This is a genomic window from Apibacter adventoris (assembly GCF_002964965.1).
Taxonomy (GTDB): domain Bacteria; phylum Bacteroidota; class Bacteroidia; order Flavobacteriales; family Weeksellaceae; genus Apibacter; species Apibacter adventoris.
The window spans coordinates 1-18254 of sequence record NZ_PSZN01000017.1 but is presented as its reverse complement, the minus strand read 5'-3'; the positions used below and the strand labels follow the sequence as shown (position 1 = coordinate 18254).

Here is an 18254-nt window from a genome sequence, read left to right as displayed (position 1 = left end):
TTTTTTAATAATATAATAAATTTTTATGTTAAAAGTCGGAATTGTAATGGGGGGATACTCCGATGAGAGTAATGTTTCATTGAAAAGTGGAGAATATTTTTATAGTCAGATTGATAAATTGAAATATGAAGTATTTAAAGTAATTATATTAAAAGAAGGGTGGGGGGTCTCTATTGAAAACACATTATATCCTATAGATAGAGGTGATTTTAGTTTTAACATAAATGGAAGTAAAATTCATTTTGATGTTTTGTTAAATACAATACATGGCACTCCGGGAGAAGATGGATTAATGCAAGCTTATTGGCAATTATTAGAAATTCCGTATTCAGGCTGTTCATTTTATAATTCAGCCCTAACTTTTAATAAGAAAGACACACTTTCTGTTTTAAAAAAATATAATATACCCATGGCTTCCTCCATTTATATAAACAAAGGAGAAAATATAAATCCGACAGAAATAGTTGACAAGTTACAATTACCATGTTTTGTCAAACCCAATCAATCGGGATCAAGTTTAGGGGTTTCTAAAGTAAAAAACATTGAAGATTTTTTACCTGCAGTTCAAAAAGCCTTTGAAGAAGATAGTTCAATATTAATAGAAAGCTTCTTAAATGGAAAGGAAGTTCAAGTAGGAGTTATAAACTATCAAGGAAAGGTATTGGTAATCAATACCACCGAAATTATTTCAAAAAATGAATTTTTTGATTATGAGGCTAAATATTTAGGCGCATCTGAAGAAATAACTCCTGCTAAGCTAAGCAGTCAAGAAAATAAAAATATAAAGGAAATGTCAGCTCGTATTTATACATTATTAAATATGACCGGATTTTCAAGATTAGATTTTATAATAGTAAACGAAATTCCGTATTTTTTAGAAATAAATACAACACCTGGCTGTTCTCCTGCAAGTATATTCCCTCAACAAGTGAAAGAGGCTGGATATAATTTTTCTGACTTATTGGATAATGAAGTAAACTTGGCTTTGCATAGATTTAATAAATAAATTTGAAAATTAAATTATATATATGGAAAAAATTGCTGTGTTTCCAGGCTCATTTGATCCTATAACATTGGGACATTTTGATATAATAGAAAGAGCAGTACCATTATTTGATAAAATTATCGTTGCAATAGGAAATAACTCAAATAAAGAATATATGTTTCCATTAGAAAAAAGAATGCAATGGATACAAGAAACTGTTGAGCATTTTCCCCATATAGAAGTGGATCATTTTGAAGGATTAACCATCGATTATTGTTTTGAAAAAAAAGCTCAATATATAATTAGAGGACTTAGAAACCCTGCGGATTTTGAATTTGAAAAAGCAATAGCTCATACCAATAGAACCTTAGCAAATAAAAATTTAGAGACAGTGTTTTTTTTAACTTCCTCAGGAAAATCTTTTATAAGTTCAAGTATTGTTAGAGAAATTATGAAATATAAAGGACATTATGAAATTTTAGTGCCAAAACCAGTAAGAATATAAAAAAAAACAATTTAGTTATATTTTATATTTATCCTTATGGGAATAAAAGGCTATTTCGTAAGTCTTGGCATAAATCTTGAAGTTAAAAAAAGGTTAACGTTTTTGTTTTTTAGAGAAAGCCAAATAAAAGAATGCAAATTAATATAATAAATAAATAAGAAGAAAAATATTCAAAAATTTAATTTTATATCAAATGGAAAAACAACAATTAACTCAAACAAATTCAGCTAGAAAAACTGGAGGCTTAAATCCGTTTATAACAATTGTAATTTTAATAGCTCTAGGTATATTAATATATATCTTTTTCTTTGGAGCAAAAGGGAACTTTCAAGGAGAAACAGTAGATGGAAAACCATTAAATTTTATGGGTATTATTCATAAAGGAGGAATTATAGTTCCTATTCTAATTTCTTTTGTATTAATGGTTTTAGTATTTTCAATAGAAAGATTTTTTATTATTGGAAAAGCAGAGGGTACCGGAAGTTTGACCAGATTTGTAAATGAAATTAGAAAATTATTAGATAAAAACCAAATAAACGATGCTATTTCTTTGTGTGATAAACAGAAAGGTTCCATAGGAAACGTGGTAAAAGAAGGGCTAATTTCTTATAAAGCATTAGCTAATGATACCACTTTAAATAAAGAACAAAAATTAGCATCTTTAAATAAAACGATAGAAGAAGCTACAACTCTAGAAATGCCTATGTTAGAAAAAAACATGACTATTTTAGCAACTATTGCTTCAATAGGTACATTAGTAGCTTTGATGGGAACAGTAATCGGGATGATTAAAGCTTTCTTTGCTTTAGGAGATGGCGGTGGATCACCAGATGCAGCTGCATTATCTGTAGGTATTTCAGAAGCTCTTGTAAACACAGCTTTAGGAATTGGTACCTCAGCTTTAGCAATTATTATGTATAATTTCTTTACTTCTAAGATAGATACATTAACCTTTAAAATTGATGAAGTAGGTTTAAGTATACAACAGTCTTTTGCTTCTCACCATTAATAATAAATAATAATTTCTTAATACAATTAAGAAACATATTATTAATATTTAAAATTATTTATAAATAAATAATAAAAAAATGGCAAGAGTAAAACCGAAGAGACAAGGTATACATATAGACATGACGCCAATGAGTGATTTGGCGTGGTTATTACTGACTTTCTTTATATTGACAACTCAATTTAAAACTAAAGAAACCGTAACCATTGATCCTCCATCTTCCATATCACAGATCAAAATAAAAGATCATGGAGTTATGAGAATATCTATGACAAAAGATGGGAAATATTATTTTTCTATGGATGAAGAAAAATATAGAATTCCTTTATTAGAAGCTATAGGAAAAAAATATAATATTGAATTTACTCAAAAAGAGAAAAATGAGTTTAAGAAAATCAATGATTTTGGCGTACCTATTCAAAACTTAAAGGAATATTTAAATGCTTCTGAAAATGTCAGAGAAAGAATGAATGTTCCGGGAATTCCCGGAGATAGCTTGAATCCGCAAATTACTGATTGGGTTTTTGAAGCTAGAAAGATTGCGAAAGATTCAAATGATTCTTTAGATTTAGGTATAAGAGGTGACGTAAAAACTCAATATCCTAAATTTAAAAATTTGATGAATCGTTTACAAGATAAGAATATGAATAAATTTCAATTGATTACTGCTTCAGAAAGTAAACCAGAATAAATTAATGTTAACTAAAAATTAATAAAATGTCAGCAGGCGTAGACACAAGTAGTGGTAAAGGTAAAGGCGGAGGGAAAGTAAGATCTAAAAAAATGAGTATTAATGTAGACATGGCTCCCATGTGTGATTTAGGTTTCTTACTTATAACATTCTTCATGTTTACAACCACTTTTAGTAAGCCCAATATTATGCATTTAAATATGCCACCCAAGGTGGAAATTCCCCCAGAAAATATTCCTAATATTAAAATTAAAAATTCGTTTACTATAATTCTAGGAAAAAAAGATAAAGTTTTTTGGCATCAACAAGAACTTAAAGATTTAAGTCCTTCAAATTTAATAGAAACTAATTATTCAAAAGAAGGAATAAGAAAAGAAATATTGAGAGCTCAGAAAGAGGCAGATCCGGATAAGTTTACTATAATTATTAAACCTACGGATGACTCTAATTATAAAAATCTAGTAGATATTTTGGATGAGATGGAAATAACAAATTCTACTAGATACGGAATTAAAGATCTTTCTTCAACAGAAAAATCTGTGTATATTGAGAAAGTTAAAAATTAACTATAAAAAGTAATGAAATGTCAGATAAGCATTTACAGTCATTAGACGATATAATATTTGAACATAAAAATAGAAACTATGGAGCATACAGACTGAGGTGTAATGAAAAAGGCTATCTTACAAAAGCTTTTTTTATAGGAGCAGCTATTTTTATTTTGTTCATATTGCTATTATACGTTTATAATAGAAAAGAAGCTGATTCGAATGAAAAATCTAAAGGAGAAGTAAAAGTAAATTTAAGTGAATTAAATCCTCCTGATGATAAAAAAGATGAGGTGGTAGAAATAAAGCCGGAAGAGCCCAAAGCTCCCCCTCCTCCACAGCAGGATGAAGTAGCTCAAGTTAAGATGGTAATGCCGGAACCTAAGAAAGTTGTAGTAAAAGAAGAAACCGTTCCTCAAGTACAGGAAACAAAAGATAAAGCTATAGGATTAGAAAATAAAGACGGTAAAGGAACAGGTGATGCAGCTATTGCTCATGGTAAGCCAAATGATGTTCCTGCAGCACCTATACCTCCGGTAACCCCACCTGTTAATGATAATAAAATTTTTGACGGCGATGTTGAACAGGAAGCTCAATATCCCGGTGGAATAGAATCTTTACGGAAATTTGTTGCCAGTAGAATAGAGTATCCTTCGAGAGCTATAGATAGGAATACTGAGGGACGTGTAATGATTAAATTTGTGGTAGAAAAAGATGGTTCTGTTTCCCAAGTTAGTATTGTTAAAGATATTGGTGATGGATGTGGAGCGGAAGCCGTAAGGGTTATTAAACAAACTAAAAAATGGAAGCCTGCCATGGTGAACGGAAAAACTGTTAGATCTATATTTAGGTTTCCGGTTGTGTTTAGAATCCCACCTCAATAAAATTTTTAATTAAAATTATTTATAAAAACTGTTTCTTTACATAGAAACAGTTTTTATATTTTTTACATATATAGGTCTAAAATAATAACTAAATTATTTAGAAATAGTCTAAAAGTAGTAAATCTGACATTTGTCATACACATGAACCTCTGTATTTTTTTAAATTTGCTATCAAATTAAAATATTGAAATAATATGACTCGATTTTACTCTTCCTCGATTGGAAGGAAATTTATGATGGCTTTGACAGGTTTTTTTCTCATGATTTTCTTATTGGTGCATTTAGGACTTAATTTAACATTATTTGCTGGTAATACAGATAGTGAGGGAACTTTATTACCTAAAGAAGAAGTGATATTTAACCAAGCTTCACACTTTATGGCTACTAATCCGTTAATTCAGATTATGCAGTTTGTTTTAGCTTTCGGTTTTATTTATCACATTATTTTAGGAATTGTGTTAACCCGTAAAAATTTAAAAGCTAGAGGAAAAGAAAGATATGCAATTAATCAATTTTCCGCTAATACACCATTTAATTCAAGAACCATGATATATACCGGATTATTAATTCTGGTTTTTTTGGTGTTACACTTATATAATTATTTTTATCCGATTAAGTTTGGAAGTGTAGAAGATGATTATTTATTGGTTACAGAACTTTTTAAAAGTCCTATATATACATTAATTTATGTGGTAGCTTTTATATTTTTAGGATTACACTTAAGTCATGGTTTTGCATCATCTTTTCAATCAGTAGGAGTTAATCATAGAATTTATACTCCAGTTATAAAAATAGTAGGAAAAGCCTACTTTATATTTATTGCTATCGGATTTGCCTCAATAGCAATTTATTTTTACTTAAAAGGCAATAGTTTAATTTAGTAGTTTTATTAATATTAAGAAAGTTCGATTATGAGTATAAAATTAGATCCAAGAATTCCAGAAGGAGATATCCATGAAAAGTGGAAAAATCATAAAGACCACATGCGTTTAGTTGCTCCCAATAATCGTGGTAAAATAGATGTAATTGTTATAGGAACAGGATTAGCAGGAGGCTCAGCTGCAGCTTCTTTAGCAGAAATGGGGTATAAAGTAAAAGCCTTTTGTTATCAAGATTCTCCAAGACGTGCGCATTCAATTGCTGCACAAGGAGGAATTAACGCAGCAAAAAATTATCAAAATGACGGCGATAGTGTATATCGTCTTTTCTATGATACCATTAAAGGAGGAGATTATCGAGCACGAGAAGCTAATGTATACAGATTATCAGAAGTATCGGGTGCAATTATAGACCAGTGTGTAGCTCAAGGTGTTCCGTTTGCAAGAGAATATGGAGGATTATTAGATAATCGTTCTTTTGGTGGAACTCAGGTACAAAGAACTTTTTATGCAGCAGGTCAAACCGGACAACAATTATTATTAGGAGCTTATTCAGCTATGAATAGACAGATCGGTAAAGGTCGTCTTCAAATGTACAACCGACATGAAATGTTGGAAATTGTAATTATAGATGGAAAAGCAAGAGGAATTATAGCAAGGGATTTAGTTACCGGTGAAATAGAAAGACACTCTGCTCATGCTGTAGTAATAGCTTCAGGAGGATATGGAAATGTATTTTTCTTGTCCACCAATGCTATGGGGTCTAACGGTACGTCCGTTTGGAAAATACATAAAAAAGGAGCAGCATTTGCAAATCCTTGTTTTACACAAATCCACCCTACTTGCATACCAGTTCATGGAGATCAACAGTCTAAATTAACTCTAATGTCAGAGTCATTACGTAATGACGGACGTATATGGGTACCAAAGAAAAAAGAAGATTCTGAAGCTATCAGAGCTGGAAAGTTAAAACCTACAGAGATAAAAGAAGAAGATAGAGATTATTATTTAGAAAGAAGATATCCTGCTTTTGGAAATTTAGTACCAAGAGATGTTGCATCAAGAGCAGCTAAAGAAAGATGTGATGCAGGATACGGAATTGAAAACAATGCGACAGGAGAGGGGGTATATCTTGATTTTTCAGCTTCTTTTGTTAAATATGGAAAAGAAAAAGTTAACGAATTAGATATACATAATCCTTCTGAAGAAGAGATTATAAAATTAGGGAAAAAGGTAGTTGAAGCTAAATATGGGAACTTATTTACCATGTATGAAAAGATTACAGGTGATAATCCTTATGAAACCCCTATGAAAATTTACCCGGCTGTGCATTATACTATGGGAGGTATTTGGGTAGATTATAACTTAATGAGTACTATACCAGGATGTTTTGTAGCAGGAGAAGCTAATTTTTCCGATCATGGGGCTAACAGATTAGGAGCATCAGCATTGATGCAAGGTTTAGCAGACGGTTATTTTGTGTTACCTTATACCATGGCAGATTATTTAGCTGATGAAATTAGAACTGGAGAAATTAGTACGAATACACCGGAGTTTGATGAAGCTGAAAAGCTTGTAAAAGAGAGAATAGAATTTTTCTTGAATAATAAAGGAACTAAATCAGTAGACTATTTTCATAAGCAATTAGGTAAAATTATGTGGAATAAAGTGGGTATGGCTAGAAATGAAAAAGGTCTTAAAGAAGCAATTGTTGAAATTGAAGAATTGCGAAAAGAGTTTTGGAAAGATGTAAAAGTTCCGGGTTCAGATAAAACCATTAATCTAGAATTAGAAAAAGCAGGAAGAGTAGCAGATTTTCTTGAATTAGGACAATTAATGGCAATGGATGCCTTAAATAGGAACGAATCATGTGGAGGGCATTTCAGAACAGAATATCAAACAGAAGAAGGAGAAACACTTCGTGATGATGAAAAATATTCATATGTAGCTGCTTGGGAATATAATGGAGAGGATATAAATAAAGAAATTCTTCATAAAGAGGAGTTGAATTATAAATATATTAAAATTGCAGCAAGAAATTATAAATAAAATAACCTGTAAAAAAATATAAATAAAATGGCAGGAAAATTATTAAACTTAACATTAAAAGTTTGGAGACAAGCAGGTAAAACTGAAAAAGGAAAATTTGAAGAATATAAATTACAAGGCGTTTCTACAGAAAGTTCTTTCTTAGAAATGTTGGATATGCTAAATGAACAATTAGTAGACTCTGATAAAGAACCGGTAGCTTTTGATCATGATTGTAGAGAAGGTATCTGCGGTATGTGTTCATTATTTATAAACGGAAGAGCACATGGACCGGATAGGGGAATTACAACCTGTCAGTTACATATGAGAATGTTTAACGATGGAGATACTATTGTAATTGAACCTTGGAGATCTGCCGGATTTCCTGTAATAAAAGACTTAATTGTTGACAGAACTGCTTTCGACAGAATTCAACATGCCGGAGGGTTTGTATCTGTCAATACTTCAGGTAATACGATAGATGCGAATGCAATTCCAATTGAAAAAGAAAAAGCAGATAAAGCATTTGCTGCTGCAGCATGTATAGGATGTGGAGCTTGTGTGGCTACCTGTAAAAATGGTTCAGCTATGTTATTCGTTTCAGCTAAAGTATCTCAGTTTGCTTTGCTTCCACAAGGTAGGGTAGAAGCTACTCGCCGTGTATTAAATATGGTAAGAAAAATGGATGAAGAAGGTTTTGGAAACTGTACTAATACAGGGGCTTGTGAAGTAGAGTGTCCTAAAGGAATTTCCTTAGAAAATATTGCTAGAATGAATAGAGAGTTTATTTATGCAAGTGTAGTAAATGACATTAAAGCTGAATAAATATTAAATTTTATAATTAAGCATAAAAAACTCGAATTATTACAATTCGAGTTTTTTATGCTTAATATTTTTTATAATAATATTACTTCCTAAATACAATAAATCTAATTTTGGTGAAAACTATCAATTTTATCTTTTTATAAAGTTTAAATTACCCGTTTGATAAGATACAGATTATAAATTTTAAAATATTTACTAAAGCTAAAATTTGTCTGTTTTGTCTTTCTTTAAAAAACAAAACCCGCACTGTGGCGGGTTCTTTTCTTTTATTAAGAATTTTTATTTCTTAATAATCTTTTTTGTAATAACCCCTTGAGAGGTTTGTATGGTGAGTATATAATTGCCGCTGGATAAACCTTGTAGATTAATTTCCTTACTTGAAACCGGACTTATTTTTTTTACTTCATTACCGGAATAATCATAAACACTTACAGTTTCAATATGTAAAGGAGTATTGATTTTCAATATATCGATTATCGGATTAGGAAATATTTTTAAGTTAGAAGCTTCTGCTTGAGAGCTTGTTAAGGTAAAATTTTCAGGTATATTAAAATCCATAGTTTTAGCAGATAATCCCTGAGTCGTAGAATTGCTAATTTTTACTTCATATTCTAAAATTAAACCGGGATATAAAGTATTAGTCATTTTACAGATAAGGGTTTTTCCTGCGTTGGCCGGACCTGCATAAAAAGTTCCTTTAGAGGCAAATACCCCCACTTCTTGATTAGTAGCTTTATCATACCATTTAAAGATAGTTAAAGTTCCGTTGATGTTATATTCAGTAGAAAGGTCGATTAATTCAAAAAAGCCTTTGGTACCTCCTTTTAATAAGGCTTGTGGACCTAGTTTAGAGTAAATATCAAGTTTAGAGAAATCTCCTTTTAGAGTAGATAATTTTAATTGATTTTCAAAACAATAAATAGACTTTAAATTCGGATTATTTGATATATCTAAAACGGTTAATTGATTTTTTTCACAACCAAATTCCTCTAATTTTGGATTTTTAGATATATCTAAAACTTTAAGTTGATTTTTTCCACAACTAAACTCTACTAACTTTGGATTTTTAATAACATCTAAATAAGTTAACTGATTATTTCCACAAGATAGACTTTCTAGCAAAGGATTTTTAGATGTATCTAGAACCTTTAGATGATTATCTTCACAATCAAATTGCACTAATTTTGGATTTTTAGATATATCTAAAACTGTTAATTGATTACCGCCACAATCAAATTCTACTAATTCAGTATTTTTAGATACATCTAAAACAGGGATTTTATTACCCCAACAAATTAATGTGGTTAATTTAGGATTTTTAGATACATCTAAAGCCATTATTTGATTATCTTCACATTCAATAACCTCTAAATCAGGATTTTTAGATACATCTAAAACCTTAAGTTTATTATAGGTACAATATAGCCCTTTCAATTTAGGATTATTAGATATATTTAAAGAAGTAATTCCGCAAGCAAAGAAACTTAATTCTTCCAAATTACGATTATTAGACATATCAATGTCAATGTTTGCTAAAAAACCAAAACTACAATATAATTCTTTTAACATATAATTTTTAGATACATTTAAATACTTAATATCAGTGGGGCAAAATAATACTTCTAAATTCTTAAAATATTTACCATCAAAAGAATAACAACGTATTACAGATAAATTTAGCCTTGTTAAAACTTTGTATTTTCCCGATGTTTTCCAGGTAAAAGGCAATTCTGTTGAATTTTTATATTTTGCTTTTTCAATCATAGCATCCGGGTTTCCATTAATAGCTTCAGTTATATCTTCCCAAGTCAGACCTAGATTTGTATAATCTGTTTGATAGGTATCAAGTAATATATTTAATATTCCCAATACATCCATTGGATCATACTGTGAATTAGTAGAAGCTACAAAATTCTTTTTAAGATAATTTTGTTTTTCGGCAGAATAATTTCTGGAAGCCAAACTATGAGTGCTGAATACACTCAATACTAGCATAAATAATAAAATTTTTTTCATAAGTAATATATTTAATTGGTTGTATAGCTAATATAGGGATAATATTTAATATTATTATATAATATATATTAAGATTAAGAAATACTTATATAAATTTATTTGTTATTTATTATGTTTTGTTCTAATAATTCATATATTAATATGGGTAAAAATTATACTATAATATTTTAGTAACAAGTAGATTGTGTTAATCAGTTCTTCTTTAAAATAATTAGATTATTTTGTTATTAAAATTCCAATTTATGAAGTTTCCGGTTTGAAAATGGATGCTGTTTTCACTTAGGGGTTATAAACCTAAGACAAAGCTTTTCTCTTTTTGAAAGAAACCTCACTGAACATTTTTTATTAAATAAGAAATAAGTTTTTAATAAAACTGTTGTCGTTTTTATTTGTAGGAATATATTTTATAGAATAAAATGTAAATTTTGTACTTATTCTGAAATTACTATTCTTATAAAGAAAGTATTTTTTTTAATTATTTTTTCTTCGCTTCTAATTCAATTTTAATTCTATTAGAAAGATTTACAATTTCATACGAAAGATTATTTGTTTTATCATCAAAATAGATCAATGATCCGGAAGGTTTTAGAGCCAATGAAGTAAGTTCTTTAGATTTTACATATAACTCAAACAAATCATCATACAAAGCTTGATTTTTAATTGAATGTTCACTAATATATTTCATTAAACTGTCAACTTTCTTTTTGCTTTTTACAATAAAAGCTACTTCATCTTTTATATATTTTGTATCTTTTGCTATAATAAGTGCCTGATTATAGTCTTTGAGGTAGTAAGGACTGGAAGCATCTAAATATTCTTCTTCATTGTATATTGCATTTTTCCATACATTAGAATAATATGAACAAACATTACTTGAGGCATAATTCATTTTATTTAAGTTAATTAGTAATAAATCAGCATTTTTAAGAAATGAATCATTACATGAAATTAAGATTAATCCTATAAAAAAGATCGATATTGAATTTATAAATACTTTCATAATATTAATTTTACTCCAAATATAAATAAAAATCCCTGTATTTAGCTTGTTGTGATATATTATGTGTGTTTATTTTTTAAAATGAACTTTAACTAAGGATCTATTAATTTTCAAAACTTTTAATTCTAAATAAGTTGATCATATTTATCTGGATCTATAATGGTTAAAAACTTATTTTCAAGCAAAATATCAGTTAAATTTCAGGTCACAAATTTGTATGCTTTAAGAAAAGTAAATTTAAAAAAATTTGTGAACTTTAAAAAGATCTTTTTTTGATTTAACAATTGTATAATTTAAGAATTTAATCTATATTTTTTAAAATGATTATCTTATTTTATATTTATAATAATACTGTCATCATCATAAATAAGGAAAAAAAATAAATTTAAACCATCATTACATTATAAGATATTTTATACATTAACTAAATTTACTTTCAAAAGCTATTTTTTGATTTGAAAATAACTTTGCACATATTATAATCTGAATATTTTATTTCATTCAATATAAAATTAGTCTTTTACTTGCGATAGTAATTTTTGTAGTATAAACTACTTATTTATAATTATTAATTATTTCTGTGTAAACATTTTTAGACATTCCTGACTTTTTAGAAATATACCTGATAATGTTCATTATTTCTTCATTTATTATTCCGTTTTTATTACTGAATTCTATAATAACTTTTAATAAATTTTCATTATCATCAATAAATTCAAGGCATTTGTCAATTACCACAAAAGTATCTTCATGTAATATAGGTTTAATCCTATTTTCGTCTGTAGTCATATTTAAAACCTTATCATTAAAAAATAATTTTAAAACAACTTCCATACGTTGATATTCATTTTTTGTTACCTCTCCATCTAATTGGGATGTTTTAATTAATATAAAATAAAAGGCTTCAGATTGAGTCTTAGGTAATATATTTTTATTCTCATAAATAGTATTATTTTGTTGAGAGTGATACCCGCCATTACCATGAGCTAAATTTTGATTAAGGGACAAATAAATATTATTACTATTAGTTTGAATTGGTATTTCATTATATTTGAGATTAAATGAATAATCGCTCATACATAAATAAATAATACCTTCAATAAAACCTATAATAGCAGGAATCAATGTACAACTAAATATTAAATATATAAATCCCTCTACGGGTCTGTTTAAATAAAATTTGTGGCCACCTATACCGCCTAAGAAAAAAGCTAAAAGAGCAGCTGTAGTTTTGTTTTTCATTATAAATAAATTATTTAATTATAGATAAATTGAGTATTGCAGATCTTCTCTATTTTTTTAATTAGAAATACTAATTATTTTAACATAAAAAAACTATTTAAACTTATATAGTCTGTAAAAAAGTAATATTTTTAAAGTTGTAAAAGATGTTATTTATGGCTGATTTTACCTCACTAGCATGATAGATTATGAGCAATAAAAAATTTGTAATTAAGTTGTTAAAATCTTTCATAATATTAATTTTTGGCCAAATATAAATAAAAATCCCTGTATTTAGCCTGAAATGATAAACATCACATATATTATTTTGATTCTTTTGTTCTATTAGGAAAATGAATTTCGAACTAATTACAAAATTTTTAAAATCTAATAAAAAAAGAATATATTTAGATATTCGAAATCTTATAAATAAAGAATTACTCATTAATTTAATATCAAAACTTAAATAAAACTGTCTCTTTTTCAACTCTTAATAAAAAGTAGTATAATTGATATTAAAATAAAGAGAATAAATTATTTTTTTTGATAAAAATTTGATATGTTTACATATCTATATATACATTAATAGCTTTTTCTATCAATTCATGATTTACAGAGATATCATATACCGCTTCACCTATACTTTTTAAGAGAACAAACTTAATTTCATTGTTTACATTCTTTTTATCATTCTGCATATACATGAAAATTTCTTTAAAATAATCTTTCATTAAAGAAATTTTTGAATATAGAGAGTTAATATACTGTTTAATAAGTTGATAGTCTGAATAGGCTAAAAAACCTTTTTCTACAGAAATATAACTTTCTACTATCATTCCCATCGCTACCCCTTGTCCATGTAAAATAGGTTTTTTATTTTCCAGAAAAAAACTTTCTACCGCATGTCCTATTGTATGCCCAAAATTTAATATTTTTCGTAATCCTGTTTCTGTAAAATCTTCAGCTACTACTTTTTTCTTAATATCTATGCTAGCAGAGATTAAGCTTTCTAAATTTTCAGCATTTAAATCTTGTATTTGAATGATTTTATTCCAATATTCTCTATCAGCTATTAACCCATGTTTTATAATTTCAGCAAATCCACTTAATATCTGTGCTTGTGGAAGAGTTCTTATAAAATCGGAATCTATCATTACCATTTCAGGTAAAACAAAATTTCCTATCTGGTTTTTGTGACTACCTAAATCTACACCGGTTTTACCGCCAATAGAAGCATCTACCATAGCTAAAAGAGTTGTAGGTATATTTATAAATTTAATCCCACGTTTATAGCAATTTGCAACAAAAGCTCCCATATCTGTCAAAACTCCTCCTCCAATATTAATTAAAAGGCTTTTCCTGTCTATTTTTAATTCAGTTAGAGCCTCCCACAAATTTATGCAAGTATAAAGATTTTTATTTTCTTCCCCGGGCTCTATTTCCAAAACCTCTATTCTACATTCAGATTTTATATCTGATACTACTTTCGGAAAGCAAAATTGTTGAGTATTAGAATCTACTAAAAAAATTAATTGTGAAGGATTATATTCTAAAATAAAATTATTTATTTTTTTTATTGCTTCTTTTTTATAATAAATGGGATTGATAAAATTCATATAAAATATTAATTGTTTCCTCTTCGGTTACCTAATAAAATCATTAAAAAATATAATAATTGTGCCAAAGAACCTAAAGCAGCCACTAAATAAGTTCTGGCAGCCCAAGTAAGAGCATCTTTACATTCATTATATTCATTTGGTCTTACAATCTGATTATTTTCTAACCAAGCCAAAGCCCGATTACTGGCATCATATTCTACGGGTAATGTAACAAACGCAAAAAGAGTAGTAAGAGCAAATAAGCCAATTCCTATACCTAAAACAATTGTATTTCCTGAAAATGCCATTATGGCAATACCTGCCAATAAAACCCATTGTAATAAATTAGAACTAATACTTACCACAGGTACTAATTTTGATCTTAATTGAAGCATTGAATATCCAACAGCATGTTGCACAGCGTGTCCGCATTCATGAGCTGCAACTGCAGCAGCAGCAGTAGATCTCTGATTGTATACTGCTTCCGAAAGGTTTACGGTTTTATTTTCCGGATTATAATGATCTGTCAACATACCCGGTGTAGAAATTACTTGAACATCTATAATCCCATTATCTCTCAACATTTTCTCCGCTATCTCTTTTCCACTCATTCCATTAGAAAGACTTGTTTTTGAGTATAATTCAAATTTTGACTTTAACTGACCTTGAACTATCATACTCACTATAAAAATAACCGCTGTAATTGCAATATAAATTGGATCGTGCATCATTAAATTAAATTTTTTATTGATAAATACTAAAATTATGCCTTTTTTTATCGATTAGCAAAATATCTTAAATTTAAAAAATTTCCTGATTTATCTTAGAAATCTCACATTTTAAATTATTATATTATTTTTGCATCAAAAAATAATAGAAGTAATTTTTTTAAGTTTTCATTTTTTTTATAATTAATGATTATTACTATTTTTTTTGATGTAATTCCTTTTTTATAATATTTAAATTTGTCTTATTTATTAACAGTATGGATCAAATAATAATTAAAGAAGTTTATACACAATCTGATTTAAAAAAATTTGTTGAATATCCTAATTTCCTTTATAAAAATAATCCATATTATGTACCGTCTTTAATTTCCGAAGAAATGGAAATTTTTGATGAGAGGAAAAATCCTGTTTTTGAATTTTCTGTATGTAAAAAATATTTAGCTTATAAAGATGAAAAAATAGTAGGAAGAATTGCTGTTATTCTTAATAAAAATGAACAAAATCTATTAGGTATAAAAAAAATACGTTTTGGGTGGTTTGATGTGATAGATGATCTTAATGTAACCAAAGCTTTATTAGATAAAGCTTATGAATTCGCCAAAGAAAACGGATTTACAAGAATTGAAGGACCTGTAGGGTTTACTAATTTAGATAAAGCAGGATTACTGATTAAGGGATATGATAAATTGGCCACAATGATTGGTTTATATAATTCCCCTTATTACTCAACACATTTTGAATCTTTAGGATTTACTAAAGCTAATGAATGGGTAGAGTTTTATATTAAGGTTGTAGATGTTTTACCAGAAAAAGTAATTCGATTTTCTGAACTTTTACAACAAAAATATAAATTAAAAGCTTTACGTTTCAATACCAAGAAGGAATTGGTAAAATATGCAGATGAAATGTTTAAACTATTAGACGAAACTTATAAGGTTTTGCCTACTTATGTTCCTTTTTCAGAAAAACAGATCAATTATTATAAAGAAAAATACATTCCCTTTATTAATAAAGATTATGTAATTTGTATAGCTGATGAGAATAATAAATTAGTAGGTTTTGCTATTACCATGCCCTCTTATTCTAAAGCATTACAAAAAGCAAAAGGTAAATTGTTTCCTTGGGGCTGGTATCATTTATTAAAAGCGTCTAGACATAATGAATGGGCAAATTTTTATCTTATAGGAATACATCCGGATTATCAAAGAAAAGGCATCACAGCTATAGTACTTAAAGAATTTTTTGAGCTTTTTAATTCTAAGGGTATTAGGTATTTAGAGACTAATCCCGAATTAGAAAACAATAAAAGCATTCAGCTTTTGTGGAAAGATTATAATCCCATAAATCATAAAAGAAGAAGAACTTATTTTAAAGAAATATAAAAACTACATTTTTTTTAAATCTATTACTTATTATATGTAATGTAAAGCTTAAAATTATTATATAAATAGATTTAATGAACTTTTATCATTTATTAAAATATAACATTATCCAAATAATATTTAAAATCTATTTTTTAGCATAAAGATTTGAGGCTATTTTGGAATACAAAAATAATCCTAATATATTTACTTATTTATTTTAATAAATAAACATTTTCCTTTCAGATAATATAATAGTTAAATATTTTTTAGTAACTTTTAGTAAAAACCAAAAAGGACAAAAATATTAATCAATTCAACATTGGATTTATTTATAACTAAATTTAGAAACGAAATTACAATAATGAACAAAAAGAATAAAGCAAAAAAACAAATCTAAAAACACAATGAAAACAGCAATACACATCTTGTAATAAAAACTAAGGAGGAGGGATTATATTTAAAACAGCAAACAATAAAAAATAATATACATTAATAATTTTGGAATATAAAATATAAATTTTTAGTTTTGCCGTTCATTTATAAACTAACTATATCTACTATGAAAAAGATCTACACTTTGGTGTCTTTATGTAGCTGTTTATTATATTCCCAAGAAAAAATAATAGGTCCAGGCGGAGTACCCGGAGCAGTTTTATGGATGCAGCCGGTATCCCATACCGAAGATTGGTATGGATCATATAAATGGAAAGATTATTCCGGAGACTCACTACAAGTAAGGTATTACGATCCGCGAGGCGCTTCTTATGGAGTTGAATATTTAGGTAAAGCCGATAACTACCTGCGCAATTATAACTTTAATCCGGCATTAAGTTTTAATACCAATGATAAAGATGCGATAAAGAACCAATTAGAAAACATATCCAATTTTTGTAATTCCGACAATGAAATATCCAAAGAAATATACATTAAAGGATCAAATTTAACCACAGCGACGATAATAGGTGCGTTTTCATTAAGGGCTGACCCAATGGACCAACCCAAGAATATGTTTACATTCAACGGAGTCCCGGGGAATAGCTTTATCTTAAGTACAGATAAGATAATCAACAGCAAAGAAAGCCAAAGAGGCATATTAGATTATGGGGCAGAAGAAGGCTATGACTTTATGTACCATAGCGGGAAGAGTCCCGAATCCGATATGAACCAATTTAAAGAAAGAGCCCTTCGTTCCTTTGTCTATTACCGGACCGGTAAACCCCATACCTCTCTATGGGGAGTAAGAAACCATTCAGTAATATCCTTAGGACATAACTTCAATCCCAGCAATATAAATAACACTTCCACATTTGACCTACCTGGGGGCGACGGAGACTATGCAGAAGCCTATATACCGGAATTATTTATATACGGACGTATATTAACCCCGTTAGAAAGGATAAAAACAGAAAGTTACCTGGCCGTAAAATATGGATTTACCTTGGAACGCTCCTATTTAGATAGTGAAAGTCACCTAATATGGGATCTTGACCAAGATAAAAAATACAGCAAAAGGATCACCGGCATGATACGCGATGATAAAAGCGGATTATTCCAAAAAGGCGGGACCACCTCCTACGAAGAAAATCCAAGCTTTTCCTATAGTGTAGCCGGCGATTCCTATGAACGCCAAGGAAAATCAGTTAATGCAAGCCGCTATGGGCTCCCCAACAGGAATAAATTGTTGGTAATAGAGAGGCTTTCAGCCCATCAAAGCATGAAAGACAAAGATTATGCCTTATGGGGTGATGATAATAAAGGAATAGAGACCCAAACAGATGAACGTTATTTAGGACTTAAGCTTATGAAGCGAAGCTGGTTGTTAAATACCAATATGGGAGGGAGGCAACCAGTTCCGGAGCAGATGAAATGGAGAATAGAGAACCTGGATTATGAACAAAAAGGATATAAAATAAGTATAACGAAACCCGGAGGGAGTGCGGGCACAGGGACATTAGTCAGTGAAAGCCCGATGCC

At 28.7% G+C, this 18254-nt stretch carries 15 protein-coding genes and 1 pseudogene; 11 read left to right on the top strand and 5 right to left on the bottom strand.

Translation table 11 applies throughout. The features are described from left to right. The first annotated feature begins 25 nt into the window (after window positions 1-25). The 9 genes from C4S76_RS06445 (at window position 26) to C4S76_RS06405 (ending at window position 8353) form a co-directional block, all read left to right on the top strand. Window positions 26-1006 carry a D-alanine--D-alanine ligase gene (locus C4S76_RS06445; protein ID WP_105193654.1) on the top strand — a complete coding sequence of 327 codons (981 nt, stop codon included), beginning with the start codon at window positions 26-28 and terminating at the stop codon, window positions 1004-1006. A gap of 22 nt (window positions 1007-1028) precedes the next feature. Further along, window positions 1029-1490 carry a pantetheine-phosphate adenylyltransferase gene (gene coaD / locus C4S76_RS06440; protein ID WP_105193653.1) on the top strand — a complete coding sequence of 154 codons (462 nt, stop codon included), beginning with the start codon at window positions 1029-1031 and terminating at the stop codon, window positions 1488-1490. A 193-nt stretch (window positions 1491-1683) separates the two neighbouring features. Further along, window positions 1684-2499 (top strand): MotA/TolQ/ExbB proton channel family protein, encoded by an 816-nt coding sequence (locus tag C4S76_RS06435; RefSeq protein WP_105193652.1) that lies wholly within the window; start codon window positions 1684-1686, stop codon window positions 2497-2499. A gap of 79 nt (window positions 2500-2578) precedes the next feature. Beyond that, entirely contained in the window at window positions 2579-3190 is a 612-nt protein-coding gene (locus C4S76_RS06430) for an ExbD/TolR family protein (RefSeq protein ID WP_105193651.1), read from the top strand. A 26-nt stretch (window positions 3191-3216) separates the two neighbouring features. Beyond that, window positions 3217-3756 (top strand): biopolymer transporter ExbD, encoded by a 540-nt coding sequence (locus C4S76_RS06425; RefSeq protein WP_105193650.1) that lies wholly within the window; start codon window positions 3217-3219, stop codon window positions 3754-3756. Between the two features lie 17 nt (window positions 3757-3773). After that, the gene (locus C4S76_RS06420) at window positions 3774-4622 is read left to right on the top strand and encodes an energy transducer TonB (protein ID WP_105193649.1); all 849 of its coding nucleotides are present in this window, start codon (window positions 3774-3776) and stop codon (window positions 4620-4622) included. Between the two features lie 194 nt (window positions 4623-4816). Then, window positions 4817-5503 (top strand): succinate dehydrogenase cytochrome b subunit, encoded by a 687-nt coding sequence (locus C4S76_RS06415; RefSeq protein ID WP_105193648.1) that lies wholly within the window; start codon window positions 4817-4819, stop codon window positions 5501-5503. A gap of 30 nt (window positions 5504-5533) precedes the next feature. Further along, on the top strand, window positions 5534-7549 hold the full coding sequence (locus C4S76_RS06410; RefSeq protein ID WP_181044075.1) for a fumarate reductase/succinate dehydrogenase flavoprotein subunit: 2016 nt from the start codon (window positions 5534-5536) through the stop codon (window positions 7547-7549). Between the two features lie 27 nt (window positions 7550-7576). Beyond that, window positions 7577-8353: a succinate dehydrogenase/fumarate reductase iron-sulfur subunit gene (locus C4S76_RS06405; protein ID WP_105193647.1), complete on the top strand. Its 777-nt coding sequence runs from the start codon at window positions 7577-7579 to the stop codon at window positions 8351-8353. Window positions 8354-8632: 279 nt separating this feature from the next. Here the strand turns inward: C4S76_RS06405 and C4S76_RS06400 are convergent, their stop codons facing one another. The 5 genes from C4S76_RS06400 to C4S76_RS06375 form a co-directional block, all read right to left on the bottom strand. Beyond that, window positions 8633-10369 (bottom strand): T9SS type A sorting domain-containing protein, encoded by a 1737-nt coding sequence (locus C4S76_RS06400; protein WP_105193646.1) that lies wholly within the window; start codon window positions 10367-10369, stop codon window positions 8633-8635. Between the two features lie 475 nt (window positions 10370-10844). Then, window positions 10845-11369, bottom strand: a complete 525-nt coding sequence (locus tag C4S76_RS06395; RefSeq protein ID WP_105193645.1) for a hypothetical protein — start codon at window positions 11367-11369, stop codon at window positions 10845-10847. Window positions 11370-11924: 555 nt separating this feature from the next. Beyond that, entirely contained in the window at window positions 11925-12611 is a 687-nt protein-coding gene (locus tag C4S76_RS06390; protein ID WP_105193644.1) for a TM2 domain-containing protein, read from the bottom strand. A gap of 542 nt (window positions 12612-13153) precedes the next feature. Further along, window positions 13154-14206: a 3-dehydroquinate synthase gene (gene aroB / locus C4S76_RS06380; protein WP_105193642.1), complete on the bottom strand. Its 1053-nt coding sequence runs from the start codon at window positions 14204-14206 to the stop codon at window positions 13154-13156. Window positions 14207-14214: 8 nt separating this feature from the next. Continuing rightward, window positions 14215-14919, bottom strand: coding sequence for a zinc metallopeptidase (locus tag C4S76_RS06375; RefSeq protein ID WP_245915806.1), 705 nt, complete (start codon window positions 14917-14919; stop codon window positions 14215-14217). A 254-nt stretch (window positions 14920-15173) separates the two neighbouring features. Between C4S76_RS06375 and C4S76_RS06370 the strand changes: the two genes are divergently transcribed. Then, window positions 15174-16298, top strand: coding sequence for a GNAT family N-acetyltransferase (locus tag C4S76_RS06370; protein ID WP_105193641.1), 1125 nt, complete (start codon window positions 15174-15176; stop codon window positions 16296-16298). 541 nt (window positions 16299-16839) lie between these two features. Next, window positions 16840-18254, top strand: a pseudogene (locus C4S76_RS06365) (hypothetical protein); the annotation flags it as partial.

What these genes read in the sequence shown, in the direction of transcription:
- C4S76_RS06445 (WP_105193654.1), top strand. Translation starts at nt 26, where the DNA reads ATGTTAAAAGTCGGAATTGTAATGGGGGGATACTCCGATGAGAGTAAT.
- C4S76_RS06435 (WP_105193652.1), top strand. Translation starts at nt 1,684, where the DNA reads ATGGAAAAACAACAATTAACTCAAACAAATTCAGCTAGAAAAACTGGA.
- C4S76_RS06410 (WP_181044075.1), top strand. Translation starts at nt 5,534, where the DNA reads ATGAGTATAAAATTAGATCCAAGAATTCCAGAAGGAGATATCCATGAA.
- C4S76_RS06415 (WP_105193648.1), top strand. Translation starts at nt 4,817, where the DNA reads ATGACTCGATTTTACTCTTCCTCGATTGGAAGGAAATTTATGATGGCT.
- coaD (WP_105193653.1), top strand. Translation starts at nt 1,029, where the DNA reads ATGGAAAAAATTGCTGTGTTTCCAGGCTCATTTGATCCTATAACATTG.
- C4S76_RS06400 (WP_105193646.1), bottom strand. Translation starts at nt 10,369, where the DNA reads ATGAAAAAAATTTTATTATTTATGCTAGTATTGAGTGTATTCAGCACT.
- C4S76_RS06370 (WP_105193641.1), top strand. Translation starts at nt 15,174, where the DNA reads ATGGATCAAATAATAATTAAAGAAGTTTATACACAATCTGATTTAAAA.
- aroB (WP_105193642.1), bottom strand. Translation starts at nt 14,206, where the DNA reads ATGAATTTTATCAATCCCATTTATTATAAAAAAGAAGCAATAAAAAAA.
- C4S76_RS06405 (WP_105193647.1), top strand. Translation starts at nt 7,577, where the DNA reads ATGGCAGGAAAATTATTAAACTTAACATTAAAAGTTTGGAGACAAGCA.
- C4S76_RS06390 (WP_105193644.1), bottom strand. Translation starts at nt 12,611, where the DNA reads ATGAAAAACAAAACTACAGCTGCTCTTTTAGCTTTTTTCTTAGGCGGT.
- C4S76_RS06425 (WP_105193650.1), top strand. Translation starts at nt 3,217, where the DNA reads ATGTCAGCAGGCGTAGACACAAGTAGTGGTAAAGGTAAAGGCGGAGGG.
- C4S76_RS06420 (WP_105193649.1), top strand. Translation starts at nt 3,774, where the DNA reads ATGTCAGATAAGCATTTACAGTCATTAGACGATATAATATTTGAACAT.
- C4S76_RS06395 (WP_105193645.1), bottom strand. Translation starts at nt 11,369, where the DNA reads ATGAAAGTATTTATAAATTCAATATCGATCTTTTTTATAGGATTAATC.
- C4S76_RS06430 (WP_105193651.1), top strand. Translation starts at nt 2,579, where the DNA reads ATGGCAAGAGTAAAACCGAAGAGACAAGGTATACATATAGACATGACG.
- C4S76_RS06375 (WP_245915806.1), bottom strand. Translation starts at nt 14,919, where the DNA reads ATGATGCACGATCCAATTTATATTGCAATTACAGCGGTTATTTTTATA.